This window comes from Flavobacterium sp. FG68, assembly GCF_057808895.1.
Map to the genome: position 1 here is coordinate 61451 of NZ_JBMDIY010000015.1, position 15906 is coordinate 77356.

A 15906-nucleotide genomic window follows, 5' to 3' on the forward strand; every position below is an offset into this window, starting at 1 on the left:
AAAATGATTTTCTAATCTTTGTCAAGTCGCCACGAATTACACAAATTTTCACGAATTGATTTGTGTAAATTTGTGTAATTCGTGGCAAAAAAAGAAATCATTTTAATCTTTATAATCTGTGGCAAAAAAAACTATACTTTACTTTTCAAAGCTTCAGCATCGATATCACTGTGAGAAACATTGTAAACTGCTTTTCCGTTTTTGATTAAAATTAATTGCGGCGATTCATGGTAAACCCCAAATCTACTTGCGATTTCATTAGAAACATCTCTGTGTGCAATTAGATCAAGAAAATAAGCATCAACAACTTCTTCAAGATCAAACTCTCTCTCAAATTGTTTCAATGCCATACGGCTGATACTGCATCTTGTACTGTGTTTAAAAATTACAACAGGTTTTTCGTTAGATATGGCTTCGATTTCCATTAATTGATGAATATCGGTTAATTCAGTCCAATTAACTTTACTTTTTGGAGAATCTGAGTTCTCAGAACTTCCGAAGATTGAATTTAAAAAACTCATATTTGGCTTGTTTTATGACTTTTTGACATCTAAAACTGATTAAAATCAGATTTTTTACGTCATTTTGTCTTTGTTTTTACTGTGGAATATAATTTGAATATTAGAAAACAAAGTTAAATCTTTTGAGTTAAAAATGTACCTCGATAAGTTGTAACTTTAATGTAATCGAATATTTAAAAACAAAAATCAATCAAATCTTAAAAAATATGAACATAAATAAATTTACTATTAAATCGCAGGAAGCCATTCAATTGTCGCAGCAATTAGCGCAGCGAAATGGCCAGCAGCAAATTGAAAATGAACACATTTTCAAAGCAATTTTTGAAGTTGATGAAAACGTCGCGCCGTTTATTTTAAAGAAATTAAACGTAAATGTGCCTTTGTTTTTACAAATTTTAGACAGTACAATTCAGAGTTTTCCAAGAGTTTCAGGAGGTGACATTTTACTTTCCAGAGATGCAAACAAAGCTTTGAATGAAGCAGAAATCATTGCACAAAAAATGAACGACGAATACGTTTCGATAGAACATTTAATTTTGGCAATTTTTGATTCAAAAAGCAAAGTATCTCAAATTTTAAAAGATCAGGGAGTTACCGGAAAAGGTTTAAAAGCCGCAATCGAAGAATTACGTAAAGGCGAAAGAGTAACTTCTGCTTCAGCCGAAGAAACTTATAATTCATTAAATAAATACGCTAAAAATTTAAACGAATTAGCGCGTACAGGAAAACTGGATCCGGTTATTGGCCGTGATGAGGAAATTCGTCGTGTATTGCAGATTTTGACCCGTAGAACAAAAAATAATCCAATGCTTATTGGTGAACCCGGAGTTGGTAAAACCGCAATTGCAGAAGGTTTAGCGCACAGAATTGTTGATGGAGACGTTCCGGAAAACCTAAAAAATAAAATCGTTTTCTCATTAGATATGGGGGCTTTGATCGCCGGAGCAAAATTTAAAGGAGAATTTGAAGAACGTTTAAAATCAGTTGTAAAAGAAGTTACCGCTGCCGAAGGAGATATCGTTTTGTTTATTGATGAAATTCATACGCTAGTAGGCGCGGGTGGAGGTGAAGGTGCAATGGATGCGGCTAATATCCTGAAACCAGCTTTGGCTCGTGGAGAATTAAGAGCAATTGGTGCAACAACTTTAGATGAATATCAAAAATATTTTGAAAAAGATAAAGCGCTTGAAAGACGTTTCCAAAAAGTACTAATCGACGAACCGGATACGGAAAGTGCGATTTCAATTTTACGCGGAATTAAAGAGAAATACGAAACGCACCATAAAGTACAGATTAAAGACGAGGCGATTATTGCCGCTGTTGAACTTTCACAACGTTATATTACAAACCGTTTTTTACCGGATAAAGCGATTGATTTAATGGACGAAGCAGCTTCGAAACTTCGTATGGAAATCAATTCAAAACCGGAGGAATTAGATGTTTTGGATCGTAGAATAATGCAGTTGGAAATCGAGATAGAAGCCATTAAACGTGAAAAAGAAGAAAGCAAACTGAAAATCCTGCACATGGATTTGGCAAACCTGAAAGAAGAGCGCAACGAAATCTACGCAAGATGGAAATCTGAAAAAGATATTGTTGACGGAATTCAGGCTGTAAAATTAGAAATTGAAGATTTCAAATATGAAGCTGAACGTGCAGAACGTGACGGTGATTATGGTAAAGTAGCTGAAATTCGCTACGGAAAAATCAAAGAAGCACAGGAACGTCAGGAAGCGTTACAAAAACAATTATTGGAGTTTCAATCTGGTAATTCTTTAATTAAAGAAGAAGTAACCAGAGAAGATATTGCAGAAGTTATAGCAAAATGGACTGGAATTCCGGTTATGAAAATGCTTCAGACAGAAAGAGAAAAACTATTGCATCTTGAAGATGAATTACACAAACGTGTAGTAGGTCAGGAAGAAGCAATTGAAGCTGTGAGTGATGCCGTTCGCAGAAGCCGCGCCGGTTTGCAGGATATGAAAAAACCTGTTGGAACATTCTTATTTTTAGGAACAACCGGAGTTGGTAAAACAGAGCTGGCAAAAGCATTAGCAGAATATCTTTTTGATGACGAAAATGCAATGACTCGTATTGACATGAGCGAGTATCAGGAACGTCACAGCGTGAGCCGTTTAGTTGGTGCGCCTCCGGGATATGTAGGTTATGATGAAGGTGGTCAATTGACTGAAGCTGTTCGTAGAAAACCATATTCAGTTATTTTGTTAGATGAGATCGAAAAAGCACATCCGGATACGTTCAATATTTTATTGCAGGTTTTAGATGAAGGTAGATTAACTGATAATAAAGGCCGCCTTGCTGATTTCAAAAACACGATTATCATTATGACATCTAATATGGGAAGTCATATTATTCAGGAAAAATTTGAAAACCTAAAAGGAAGCGTTGAAGCTGCCACAGAAGCTGCTAAAAATGAAGTTTTAGGATTATTAAAACAAACCGTTCGTCCTGAATTTATAAATCGTATAGATGAAATTGTAATGTTTACGCCGCTTACAGTAGATAATATTTCAAAAATTGTAAGCCTGCAATTAAAGAGCGTTACAAAAATGCTGGCACTTCAAGGAATTACAATGGATGCAACTCCAGAAGCAATCGCTTACTTGTCAGACAAAGGATATGATCCGCATTTTGGTGCAAGACCTGTAAAACGTATTGTTCAGAGAGAAGTTCTGAATCAATTGTCAAAAGAAATCCTTGCAGGAAATATAACAACAGACAGCATCATTTTACTGGATGCTTTCGACGGGAAGCTGGTTTTTAGAAATCAAACACAACCCGTACTATAATTTGTTTGGTTAATTATTTTTTTGAGGAGGAAACACCAGTCGAAAGGCTGGTGTTTTTTTATATCCGTGAATAATGAAACTTTTTTCAAAAGTCATATAAACAGAAATTCTGATTTAATTCTCAAATTTACTATAACATAAAATTTAATTATCATGAACAATATATTTAGAGGACTAATCGCCGGATATGGAGCGAAAAAATTAGGCGGCGGATGTTTTGGAACTATACTCGTATTTGTAATTATCTGGCTATTATTAGGTCAGTGCAGTTAAAAATTAAATCCATCAAATCATTAAAAACATCAGCATAAAAAGTCTTAAATTCGCACAACTAAATTTAAACAAAGACAAAATATAATGGCATCAGGTTTTTTCGTACTATTAGACGATATCGCAGCAATTATGGACGATGTTGCAGTAATGAGTAAAGTTGCAGCAAAAAAAACAGCAGGTATTCTGGGCGATGACTTGGCAGTTAATGCTGAGAAAGCTTCTGGGTTTGCTTCATCAAGGGAACTTCCTGTATTGTGGGCAATTAGTAAAGGTTCCCTCCTTAACAAAATTATTATTTTGCCTGTCGCTTTTCTACTAAGTGCATTTTTTCCTGTTGCAATCATTGTAATTTTGGTTCTTGGCGGACTTTTCCTGGCGTATGAAGGAGCCGAGAAAATTTACGAATTTATTTTTCCTCATGATCACGAAGAATCAGAAGGAATTACGGAAGAAGTTCTAACAGAAGAACAAATTTTAGAAGCCGAAAAAGGCAAAATAAAATCAGCAATCGTAACCGATTTTATCTTATCTGTCGAAATCGTAATTATAGCACTGGGAACTGTAATAGGCAAGCCTATTACACAACAAATTATCGTAACATCAATCATTGCAGTAATCGCAACCATAGGAGTTTATGGTATTGTAGCCCTAATTGTTAGAATGGATGAAGCAGGGTATAAGCTTATCAAATTTAGTAAAAGAGAAAAAAGCATATCAAAATTCATAGGAAATATTTTGGTTAAAGCACTTCCATTGGTTATTAAAAGCCTAACCGTAATTGGTACAATAGCTTTGATATTAGTTGCCGGAGGTATTTTTGTGCATTACATTCCATATTTCCATCATTTATCTGAAGAAATTAAGATCCCTTCCATTATAAAAGAATTTGTAATTGGATTGGCTTTAGGGCTTGTAGTTTTAGGATTTGTGAATGTCTTTAAAAAGATTTTTAAAAGATAAATGGCAAAGTTATTGTTGTAATTACAAAGGATAAAAAAATAAAAGGATTAATATATCGTTTTTTCTTTTAAACTTTAACATTTTGTAAAGCAACCTAAATCACAAATTAATATCTATATAATAACAAATATTATTTTTATGAAAAAAATTAAATTAGAATCTCTGGCCTTTGTATTATTTATTATGACTGTATTAACTTCGTGTAGTAGTGATAACGACACTCCTCAAGGAGATGGATACATTTATAAAAGCGCTTATGCAACCACCGTTCTAGGGCCAACAACAGGAAAAGTAGGTCAGGAACTTATATATAATATATCTTTTCAGGTTGAAAATGGTTGCGGAGAATTTAACAAAATGACTGATGTTGAATTTAATAAAGAACTTGGATATCAAGTTGAAGCAAAATATCCAGCTGCAACTTGTTCTTTACCGGATCCTGAAATAAAAAAAACGAATTATAAAATTAAAACAAACCTAGCAGGAACTTATTATTTAAGAATTGCTAAGTCTGAGACTGAATTTATAGTTACAAAAGTTGTTATAACTGACTAACTTTATCTCTTTAAAATATTAAAACCGTTTTACATAGGTAAAGCGGTTTTTTTTGTGCCATATATGATTTTATTTTTTTAAAGCACAAAAATCAAATTCTACAAAGACTATCTCTCCCGCTATCCACTATATCTTTTGCCCGCTAAAGAAGCGAACAAAAGGATATCGTTTCTATCGGGGCTAACCAGAAAATTTTATTTTCATAAGAAATTATGCTTCTTTTTAAAAATATTTTTATTGAATAAGTTTCTCAATTTCAAAAGTTTAGTCATTTCATTGTTCAAATTAACATTTCATCAAAGCAACCATTTTATTTATACTGCATCTTCATATTATAACATTAAATTATTATTTTATATGAAAAGTTTTAAATTAAAATCAGTTTTAGTAGTTTTATTCTTGTCAATTGGATTTGTTTCATGCAATAATGATGACGACGAGGAACCAGTAAACGATTCAGTTTCAAAAGCAGCATTGGTTACTGGAATTAGTGGACCAGCTACAGGAAAAGTGAATGACGAATTAAGCTATGAAGTAACTTACGTTGTTGATAATGCTTGTGGAGAATTCGATAAAATTTCTGAAGTAAAAATTGGAGCCGTTAATGGATTACAAGTTATAGCGAAATATCCAACTGGAGTTTGCACGCAGCAAGTTCCAGATCCTAAAAAAACAGTTTATAAATTTAAAGCAACTGCAAAAGGAACTGTTGAAATCAAATTCAAAAAATCAGAAACAGAATTTATAACTAAAAGTGTTGTTATAGACTAACATTTCTTAGTTGATTATTTAGGTGGTAAAACCATTTTGCAGACGTTTAATTTTTGAACCGATGTAAAATGGTTTTTTATTTAGGAATAACCGGAAATGATTATCTTTGAATAATTAAAAAGAAATATGATATGGGAGCTTTGGAATTGAGAGATAGTATTTTAGAATATATCAATACTGCAGATGAACGTCTTTTAAAAGTTGTTAAAGCAGTTATTGAAAGCTATCAGGAAGAAGAAATAGTTGCTTTTTCTGTTGATGGAAAACCTATTACAAAAACTGTTTATAAAACGGAATTAGCTGATGCTGAATTAGAAATTAAAAACGGCCATATAATTTCACAGCAAGATTTAGAAAAAGAATCTGAGAACTGGTAATGAGCGAAATTCAAAAGATTGTTTGGACTAATTCAGCCAAAGACCAGCTAAAAACGATTTTTAATTATTACAAAGAAAGATCTCTTCAAGGAGCAAATAATGTTAAGGATGATATTTTGAATGCAGCTAAAAAAATAAATTTTAGCGAACAATTTCAAAAAGATGAGATCGAGCCAGAATACAGAAGAATTATTGTAAGAGAGTATAAATTATTGTATAAAGTAGAAAATGAAATAGTTTTTATTGTAAAAATATTTTCTCTTAAACGAGATTCAGGTGCACAATTATAAAAGAGCTGTTTAGCTCTTTTTTTATACACTCTTAAAACAGTATACTTTTGCCATTCCTCTAAAATTTACTATTTTTGCACTCTAAATTTTATGTCATGTCGAAAAGAAAATATAAAATATCGGTAATTCAGTTAAACCTGAATGATGTAGCCGAAAACAATTTAAAAAAATGTATCAGCTGGGTAAGAGATGCTGCAAGCCAAGGAGCAGAAGTTATCTTACTTCCTGAATTATATAGCAGTCATTATTTCTGCCAAAGTGAAGATGTAGACAATTTTGCATTAGCAGAGCCACTTTACAGCACTTCATTTATTGCTTTTAGCGAATTGGCAAAAGAATTAGGAGTAGTAATTATTGTTCCTTTCTTCGAAAAAAGAATGGCAGGAATTTACCATAATAGCGCTTATATCATCGATACAGATGGTACAGAAGCTGGTTTATACCGTAAAATGCACATTCCAGACGATCCGCACTTTTATGAAAAATTCTATTTTACGCCAGGGGATTTAGGTTTCAAGGCAATAGAGACTAAAAAAGGAACAGTTGGAACATTAATCTGCTGGGATCAATGGTATCCGGAAGCTGCTCGTATTACAGCTTTAAAAGGTGCTGAGGTTTTATTTTATCCAACTGCAATTGGATGGCACCCAAAAGAAAAAGAACAATACGGAGAAAATCAATACGGAGCATGGATGAATGTAATGAAAGGCCACGCCGTTGCAAATGGTGTTTTCGTTGCAGCAGCGAACAGAATTGGTCTTGAAAAATATCTTGAAGGAACAGAAGGAATCCAATTTTGGGGAGCATCATTTATTGCTGGCCCGCAAGGAGAAATTTTAGCGCAGGCATCACACGATAAAGAAGAAATATTAATTGCTGAGGTTGACTTAGATTTACAGGAAAATGTTCGTCAAAACTGGCCATTCTTTAGAGATAGAAGAATTGATGCTTTTGGAGATATTACCAAAAGAGCAATCGATAAATAATTTATGTTTATATAAAATAAAAAGGCGGTTTCAATAATTTGAAACCGCCTTTTTTAATGTAATATATAATTTACTTTACCTGAAAAGTAACTCTTCTCACGATTTGACGTGCCTCTTTTGAATTTTTGTTTACCGAAGTATCTTCTCCGTTCGCAATTACATTCAATCTTGAAGCATCAATTCCCGCATTAACAGCAACTTTCTTCACAGCTTCAGCTCTTTTTCTTGACAACTCAGTATTGTAGCTGGTTTTTCCAATTTCGTCAGCGTAACCCACAATATCCGCAGATTTTCCAGGATTATTTTTTAGATATTTCACTAAGAAATCAACACCAGATAAAGAAGCGTTTGTTGGTTTAGACGAATTAAAATCGAAATAAACATTTACATATCCCCCATTAATTAATTCTTCTACAGTGCTGTTTGTTGCACCTTTACCGTTTTGTCCGTATGTTTTCTCTAAATAGCTTTCCAGTTCATCCGGTACACCATTTTGATTATTGTCAATAGACTGCCCTTTTGTATTTACAGCCACTCCGGCAATTGTATTTGGTTCTAAATCATATAGATCAGCGACACCATCTTTATCACTGTCAATAAGACCAGTTTCAATAGTAGTAACTCTGTCTTCTAATTTATTTAACCTTTCATTTTCTTCAGAATACCAGTCAGCATGTTTTTCATTTTTACCTAAGTAGAAAGTCAAACCAACAGACGCATTCAATAAAATACCATCAAAAGAATCGGTTGTAGTATTTCCCATTCCGTCAAAATTCCAGTTTTGTCTTCCGTTAATAATTCCGGTAAGATCACCAGTCAAAGCAACTCGGTTACTTAATTTAATTTGTCCTGTCAAACCTGCGATTCCGTGCGCCATATAATCCTGACCGCCAAAACCGGTTTCAGTACTAATTTGCGAAACTCCAAAACCTCCATGAGCCAAAATCCCAATAGTATTTGTCCATGTTTCAAAATTTAAGGCGCGTCCAACATTAATAACCCCTTGTAAACTTGCACGTACATATCGGCTTTCAAAATCAGGAGTATTGTCTTTTTCTGTAAATTGATCGTATCCAACATCTAACTTTACACCAAACTTTGGATTAAACATATATCGTACACCTAAATCACCATGAAACAAATTCAGGCTTTCAGTGGCATATCCCGGAGTCATGGCTCGTGTTGGTTTATTAACACCACCATTTAATTCGATAGACCATTTGTTATATTCTGGCTTTTCAATACTTGGTGTTGTAGACGTTGTAGTCATTTGTGCATTTGCAGCGAAGGCTAATAGTAAAAGAGATACAGATGCTAATTTCTTTTTCATAATATCAAAAAATTTAATTCGGCTTTTATTTAAACTCTTAGCAAAAGTAGGGCTGGTATTTTTGGAATGTGTTGTATACCGTCTTACATAATTCCCATTGTTTTGTCTAAGAATCTGAAAATACATTAATTAAACTTTTGTTTTTAGCAAAAAAAAAGGGTGAAATCTAAATTTTACCCTTTTTTGAATTTTAAAATACTGGTTATTTTAAATCTGGCTGATATATTTTTATAGTTCCATCGCCTTCGCTGCTCACTACAACTAAACTTCTTTTAGTTGGACTTTTTGAAGCAGGAATATAAAGTACACCTTCTGGAGCATCACCCGTTTTTACCGTTTGTAAATATTGAGGTGAAGCAGGATTCGTAACATCATAAGTCATAAAAGCATCAGATCTTTCAAGACCAACAAACAAAATATTCTGATTTCCCATTTTGGCAACAACTACAGCTTCTGGTTCAGAACCTTTATCATCACTTCGTTTGTCATCGTAAGTTCCTAATTCATTTGTTTTTTTGTCAACATCATTTTTACTGTCATAAACAATTTTTCCAGTGTTTCCATTCCAGATCGAAAATGATCTTGCACCAAAACTCACCATTTCATCTAAATCTCCATCACCATCAGTATCTCCCATATCAGTAATAAGATTCAATCTTCCTAAATTAGCATCTAATTTTAAAGTAGCTGCATCAGGAAAAACCGTTGCATCAAGCTTTAAGCTTTTCATACGTTTAATATCCGTATAAGCATCATATTCTCTTGCATCACCTTCATTAGCAGTAACAAAATAAGGAACATTATTAGATGAAAAATGACTGATAGCATCCGGCATATATAATCCTTTTACTTTCCATGGGCTAAAGGCAATTTTATCGTCACTATCACTTACATCAATAGCATTTTCTGCCGTATTGTAATCTTTTAATCCTAAAGGGTAAATTGCAGTAATAGTTTTTGAAGTCAAATCCACTTTTGCAACACCATTGTTTTCCTGCAAAGTTACCCAAGCCGTTTTTGAATCATCAGAAATTGTAATGTATTCTGGTTCAATATCCTGAGCAAAGCTTTTAGCAAACTTAGAAATTCTGAATCCGTCTTTAGCTAATGCCGCAGCCTGACTACTGAAAGAAGCAAAATCAAGAGTTGTAACAGTATAATTACTAGTTTCGATAATAGAAATGGTTCCGTTTGGATCTTGAGAATAATCGGTATTTGGCTCACCTTCATTAGCAGTCATAATATATTTTCCGTCAGCAGAAAATGTAATCATATCTGGCAATGCACCAACTGTAACTTGTTTTATTAAGCTGTAATCGCTTGTATTAAAAACAACAACTTTTCCGTTTCCTTGTTTGTTTATTGTTGATTCTAAAGCAACTGCCAGTTTTCCATCATAAATAGAAACACTATTTGAAGCACCTTCATAAGAAGCTAAATCAATTTTTCCAATTTTAACCGGTTTTGTTGGATCAGCTAAATCAATAACATCAATTTGATTCGTTCCACTGTTATTTACAGTAAAAAGTCTTTTTGTTTTTTCGCAGTAAGCAGAGATTTCAGCGGCAGCAGCATCTCCAATTTTAATTGAACCAATTTCTTTAAAAGTGGCAGGATTCTCATTTACAACAACTTCTTGTTCTTCGTTGTTAGAATTTTCATCGTTATTACAGCTAGTCATTAAAAATAAAGCTGCTAATAAGGATAGGGTTACTTTTTTCATTTGTTAGTGTTTTAGTTTTGCCAAATGTAATTAGCCAATCCCGGTCGAATATTAAGTCTTCATTATTTAATCTTTAACTTAATTTTTGGAAGATATTCTTTGTGAAATAACACATGATTTTTATTCAGATGTTTTAAAATCCTAACGAATGCTTATCTTTGTACACTTTTAAAAATTAGAACTTTTTTATGGCAGCAAATAATAGAAGATTTCCAGCAGAGTGGGAAAAACAACAAGGCATTGTATTATGTTTTCCGCATAACGGTAACGACTGGCCGGGAAAATATGAAGCAGTTCAATGGGCTTTTGTAGAATTTATTAAAAAAGTAGCCACTTTTGAAACTGTTTTTTTGGTCGTAGCCGATGAAAAGCTAAAAGAAAAAGTAGCCGAAATGCTTGAAAGAGCTCGTGTTGATATCAAAAATGTTTCCTATATAATCCATAAAACCAACAGAAGCTGGATGCGTGATTCCGGGCCGATTATTGTGAAAAATGGTTCAAAAAGAGAAGCTTTGAATTTCAACTTCAATGGCTGGGCAAAATATAAAAATTATCAATTGGATAAATTTGTTCCGGGTAAAGTGGCTGATTTTATTGATGTGCCGTTAACTCAGGTTACATATAAAGGAAAACCTGTAATCGTGGAAGGCGGTGCAATTGATGTAAACGGAAAAGGAACTTTATTGACTTCTGAAGAATGTTTGATGCATCCAACAATTCAGGTTAGAAATCAAGGTTTTACAAAAGAAGATTACGAAGCTGTTTTTAAAGAATATCTAGGAGTTACCAATGTTATTTGGCTTGGTGACGGAATAGAAGGCGATGATACACACGGACACATCGACGATTTATGCCGATTCGTAAATGAAGACACTATTGTTACAATTGTTGAAACTGATAAAAACGATTCAAATTATAAACCTTTACAAGATAATTTGAAACGTTTGCAAAACGCAAAACTAGAAAACGGAAAATCGCCGGTTATTGTAGCATTGCCAATGCCAAAACGTGTAGATTTTGAAGATTTAAGACTACCGGCAAGTTATGCTAATTTCTTAATTTTGAATAATTGTGTTTTAGTGCCAACATTTAATGACAGCAACGATCGTGTTGCATTAAATATATTATCAGAATGTTTCCCTGATAGAGAAGTAATCGGAATAAGCTGTATTGATTTTATCTGGGGATTCGGAACACTGCATTGCTTAAGCCAGCAGATTCCGGCATAATTTTTTTGCTACGAAGACAAAGGCGCAATTTTTTTATACGGTTGTCAGGCTGAGCGAAGTCGAAGCCCCGCTAAGATTTTCGTCAAAGTATTGTATACAGATTTAATCTTGCAAAGTCGCGAAGACGCAAAGTTTTTATAATTTTATTAAATAGCCTCCAGTTTTAACTGGAGGAAAAATAAAGTCACCATTAGGGGCTTTAGCCAAACTCTTTTTTGGCTAAAGCCTTTTTTCTTGCAAAATGTAAATATCTCCAGTTAAAACTGGAGGCAACTAAAAAAAACTTTGCGCCTTCGCGACTTTGCGAGATTAAAAACATTCAGATAAAAAAATCATTTTAATTCTTTTAATCTGTGGCAAAAAAAGACATAAAAAAAACCTTGGCGATAACCAAGGTTTTTTATTTTCTATATATCTTCAGATGATTTATCTGCTCTTCATTGTCTGATAAATGGAGGTAAAAGCTGACTCGCAACTTCTCCAAAACCAATTCGAACTTCTGCATTTTCACAGAAACCTCTAATAATTACAGTATCATTATCTTCAATGAATTTACGTTCACTTCCATCTTTTAAAGTAAGAGGATTTTTCCCGCCCCAAGTCAATTCTAACATAGAACCAAAACTATCAGGAGTTGGCCCCGAAATAGTTCCAGATCCCATCATATCACCAGAATTTACGCGACATCCGTTTGAAGTATGATGCGCTAACTGCTGACTCATTGACCAGTATAAATATTTAAAATTAGATTTTGAAACTATAGTTTCTTCAGCTTCTTCTGGCTTAATTGAAACCTCTAAATGAATATCAAAAGCTTTTTTTCCTTTTGTCTGCAAATATGGAAGCGGCGACGGATCTTGTTTAGGACCTTTTGTTCTAAAAGGCTCCAAAGCATCCATAGTAACAATCCACGGAGAAATTGATGTTGCAAAGTTTTTGGCTAAGAATGGTCCAAGAGGCACATATTCCCATTTTTGGATATCGCGCGCGCTCCAGTCATTCAATAAAACCATTCCGAAAATATAATCTTCTGCTTCATATGTTGGGATATTTTCTCCCATAATATTCACATCAGTAGTAATAAAAGCGGTTTCAAGTTCAAAATCTACTAAACGAGACGGACCAAAAACAGGGTAATCTCCGCCAGCTGGCATTGTTTGTCCCATTGGTCGGTGAACCGGAATTCCAGATGGAACAATTGTCGAACTTCTTCCGTGATATCCAACCGGAATATGTAACCAGTTTGGCAGAAGCGCATTTTCTGGATCGCGGAACATTTTACCTACGTTTGTAGCGTGTTCTTTGCTTGAATAAAAATCAGTATAATCACCAATTAAAACAGGTAATTGCATCTCGACATCGTCGATATTAAAAATAACAATATCGCGGTCTTTTGTTGAATCTCTTAGCTGAGGATTGGTTTCGTCGAAAATATCAGCGATACGATTTCGCACCAAACGCCATGTTTTTTTTCCATCAGAAATAAAATCATTAAGCGTGTCCTGCATAAACATATCATCGGTTAAATCTATTCCTTCAAAATAGTTTAATTGTTGTAAAGCCCCTAAATCTATAGCGTAATCGCCAATTCTAGTTCCTACTGTAACGACATTTTCTTTGGTAAGAAATACACCGAAAGGGATATTTTGAATAGGGAAGTCGCTATTTTCAGGTACTTCTAACCATGATTTTCTTTTGGTATCGTTGGCGGTTATTGGCATGTTGAATGTTAATTATTTGTTGAAAAATTACATGTCAAATATATCATAATCTAACAGTATCACAAACGTTTTTTTGTATTTTTGCAGGAAATTAACGAAAAACGAAGAAATGCAACGCGACGAACAAATTTTTGATCTTATTCTAGAAGAAAAAGATAGACAAATTCACGGATTAGAACTAATTGCTTCAGAAAATTTTGTAAGTGATCAGGTAATGGAAGCAGCCGGGTCTGTTTTAACTAACAAATATGCTGAGGGGTATCCTGGCAAAAGATACTACGGCGGTTGCGAAGTAGTTGACGTTATCGAGCAAATTGCTATTGACAGAGCTAAAGAATTATTTGGTGCTGAATACGCAAACGTACAGCCTCACTCAGGTTCTCAGGCAAATACAGCAGTTTATCACGCATGTTTAAATCCTGGAGATACTATTTTAGGTTTCGATTTATCTCACGGTGGACACTTAACGCACGGTTCTCCTGTAAACTTTTCAGGACGTTTATACCGCCCGGTTTTTTACGGAGTAGATGCTGAAACTGGTCGTTTAGATTATGATAAAATTCAGGAAATTGCAACTAAAGAACAGCCAAAATTAATCATCGCAGGAGCTTCGGCTTATTCTCGTGATATGGATTTTGCTCGTTTCAGACAAATCGCTGACAGCGTAGGAGCAATTTTATTTGCTGATATTTCTCACCCAGCAGGTCTTATTGCAAAAGGATTATTAAACGATCCAATTCCACATTGTCATATCGTTTCTACAACGACTCACAAAACATTACGCGGACCTCGTGGAGGTTTGATCTTAATGGGGAAAGATTTCGAAAACCCACAAGGATTAAAAACTCCAAAAGGAGAAATCAGAATGATGTCTTCATTATTAGATTTAGCTGTTTTCCCAGGAAACCAAGGTGGGCCTTTAATGCACATTATCGCTGCTAAAGCTGTTGCTTTTGGTGAAGCGTTAAAAGATGAATTCTTCTCTTATGCAATGCAATTACAAAAAAATGCAAACGCAATGGCAGATGCTTTCGTAAAAAGAGGTTACAATATTATCTCTGGCGGAACTGATAACCACATGATGCTTATCGATTTAAGAAATAAAAATATTTCTGGAAAAGAAGCTGAAAATGCATTAGTAAAAGCAGAAATTACAGTAAACAAAAACATGGTTCCATTTGACGATAAATCACCATTTATCACGTCAGGAATTCGTGTTGGAACAGCTGCAATCACAACTCGTGGTTTAGTTGAAAAAGATATGGAAACTATCGTAGCTTTAATCGATAAAGTTCTTACTGATCATACAAATGAAGACGTTATCGAAGAAGTTGCTGAACAAGTAAACGAATTAATGAGCGAAAGACCAATTTTTGCATATTAATTAGTTTAAAGTTTCAGGTTTCAAGTTTAAAGTTTTGTAATGCGTAAATAAGCGGATTATGAAACTTTAAACTTTTTTCATTTAGAATAGAAAACCTGCAACCTGAAACAAAATAAACCTGAAACAAAATAAAAGCCATGGGCGTATTAAGATTACAACTGCCAACCGACCCAAGATGGGTAAATATCGTTGAGAAAAACATAGAAGAAATCTTAACAGATCACGCTTGGTGCGAGCAAAAAGCAGCAACAAACGCGATTACAATTATTACCAATAACTCGGAACATCAGGATTTGGTTAAAGATTTATTGGCTTTAGCCAAAGAAGAAATAGATCATTTTGAGCAGGTTCATAATATCATTATCAAAAGAGGATTAAAACTAGGGCGCGAACGTAAAGACGAATACGTAAACGAACTGTACCAATACATGAAAAAAAGCGGCGACGGAAGTCGTGTTTCTGGTCTTGTAGAAAGATTATTATTTTCTGCAATGATCGAAGCCAGAAGCTGCGAACGTTTCAAAGTTTTATCTGAAAATATTCAGGACGAAGAATTAGCTGTTTTCTACAGAGAATTAATGGAAAGCGAAGCCGGACATTACACCACATTCATCACTTACGCAAGAAAATACGGAACCGGAATCGATGTTGAAAAACGCTGGAGAGAATGGCTGGAGTTCGAAGAATCGATTATTAAAAATTACGGGAAAAACGAGACTATACACGGATAGTTTTAGTTTAGTTTCAGGTTTCAGGTTTCTCATTGGAGCGCGTTTCGACTTCGCTCAACGTGACAAACGTGAAACCTGAAACTAAATTTTAAAATCCGTAAAAATCCGCGTTTTCGCGAAAGCGAATCCGTATCATCCGTGTGCCAATTAAGCGCAAAGTTTAGCAATCTAAAATCTAAAATCTAAAATCTAAAATCTGCAATCTAAAAATTCCTATCTTTGAAAGTAACCCAAAATTCAAAGCC

General features: G+C 34.1%; 14 protein-coding genes. 10 read left to right on the forward strand and 4 right to left on the reverse strand.

What is annotated here, in order from left to right:
- Nucleotides 1-131 precede the first annotated feature (131 nt).
- Complete coding sequence (ytxJ, locus tag ACODSB_RS11385) at nucleotides 132-521, reverse strand: bacillithiol system redox-active protein YtxJ (RefSeq protein WP_488937133.1); 390 nt, start codon at nucleotides 519-521, stop codon at nucleotides 132-134.
- 206 nt (nucleotides 522-727) lie between these two features.
- Between ytxJ and clpB the strand changes: the two genes are divergently transcribed.
- From clpB to ACODSB_RS11420, 7 genes are all read left to right on the forward strand, one after another.
- Nucleotides 728-3331, forward strand: a complete 2604-nt coding sequence (clpB, locus tag ACODSB_RS11390; protein ID WP_488937134.1) for an ATP-dependent chaperone ClpB — start codon at nucleotides 728-730, stop codon at nucleotides 3329-3331.
- Nucleotides 3332-3688: 357 nt separating this feature from the next.
- The gene (locus tag ACODSB_RS11395) at nucleotides 3689-4564 is read left to right on the forward strand and encodes a DUF808 domain-containing protein (protein ID WP_488937135.1); all 876 of its coding nucleotides are present in this window, start codon (nucleotides 3689-3691) and stop codon (nucleotides 4562-4564) included.
- A gap of 138 nt (nucleotides 4565-4702) precedes the next feature.
- Nucleotides 4703-5119: a hypothetical protein gene (locus tag ACODSB_RS11400; protein WP_488937136.1), complete on the forward strand. Its 417-nt coding sequence runs from the start codon at nucleotides 4703-4705 to the stop codon at nucleotides 5117-5119.
- A 357-nt stretch (nucleotides 5120-5476) separates the two neighbouring features.
- Nucleotides 5477-5890, forward strand: a complete 414-nt coding sequence (locus tag ACODSB_RS11405) for a hypothetical protein (protein ID WP_053472187.1) — start codon at nucleotides 5477-5479, stop codon at nucleotides 5888-5890.
- A gap of 131 nt (nucleotides 5891-6021) precedes the next feature.
- Nucleotides 6022-6267 carry a hypothetical protein gene (locus tag ACODSB_RS11410; protein ID WP_488937137.1) on the forward strand — a complete coding sequence of 82 codons (246 nt, stop codon included), beginning with the start codon at nucleotides 6022-6024 and terminating at the stop codon, nucleotides 6265-6267.
- The gene (locus tag ACODSB_RS11415) at nucleotides 6267-6557 is read left to right on the forward strand and encodes a type II toxin-antitoxin system RelE/ParE family toxin (RefSeq protein ID WP_488937138.1); all 291 of its coding nucleotides are present in this window, start codon (nucleotides 6267-6269) and stop codon (nucleotides 6555-6557) included. The genes ACODSB_RS11410 and ACODSB_RS11415 overlap by 1 nt, the downstream gene beginning before the upstream one ends.
- A 95-nt stretch (nucleotides 6558-6652) precedes the next feature.
- Entirely contained in the window at nucleotides 6653-7543 is an 891-nt protein-coding gene (locus ACODSB_RS11420) for a carbon-nitrogen hydrolase (protein ID WP_180856943.1), read from the forward strand.
- Nucleotides 7544-7613: 70 nt separating this feature from the next.
- Here ACODSB_RS11420 and ACODSB_RS11425 read toward each other — a convergent pair whose 3' ends face one another.
- Together ACODSB_RS11425 and ACODSB_RS11430 are read right to left on the reverse strand one after the other, a co-directional pair.
- Entirely contained in the window at nucleotides 7614-8873 is a 1260-nt protein-coding gene (locus tag ACODSB_RS11425) for an OmpA family protein (protein WP_180856942.1), read from the reverse strand.
- Nucleotides 8874-9075: 202 nt separating this feature from the next.
- Nucleotides 9076-10596 carry a choice-of-anchor I family protein gene (locus ACODSB_RS11430; protein ID WP_488937139.1) on the reverse strand — a complete coding sequence of 507 codons (1521 nt, stop codon included), beginning with the start codon at nucleotides 10594-10596 and terminating at the stop codon, nucleotides 9076-9078.
- Between the two features lie 188 nt (nucleotides 10597-10784).
- On the opposite strand from ACODSB_RS11430, the gene ACODSB_RS11435 reads away from it, so the two are divergent.
- Entirely contained in the window at nucleotides 10785-11825 is a 1041-nt protein-coding gene (locus tag ACODSB_RS11435) for an agmatine deiminase family protein (protein WP_488937140.1), read from the forward strand.
- Between the two features lie 437 nt (nucleotides 11826-12262).
- On the opposite strand, the gene fahA is transcribed toward ACODSB_RS11435, so the two are convergent.
- Nucleotides 12263-13546, reverse strand: a complete 1284-nt coding sequence (gene fahA, locus ACODSB_RS11440) for a fumarylacetoacetase (RefSeq protein WP_488937141.1) — start codon at nucleotides 13544-13546, stop codon at nucleotides 12263-12265.
- A gap of 109 nt (nucleotides 13547-13655) precedes the next feature.
- Between fahA and glyA the strand changes: the two genes are divergently transcribed.
- On the forward strand, nucleotides 13656-14930 hold the full coding sequence (gene glyA / locus ACODSB_RS11445; protein WP_053472193.1) for a serine hydroxymethyltransferase: 1275 nt from the start codon (nucleotides 13656-13658) through the stop codon (nucleotides 14928-14930).
- Between the two features lie 137 nt (nucleotides 14931-15067).
- Nucleotides 15068-15661 (forward strand): MiaE family protein, encoded by a 594-nt coding sequence (locus tag ACODSB_RS11450; protein ID WP_053472194.1) that lies wholly within the window; start codon nucleotides 15068-15070, stop codon nucleotides 15659-15661.
- Nucleotides 15662-15906: the final 245 nt, after the last annotated feature.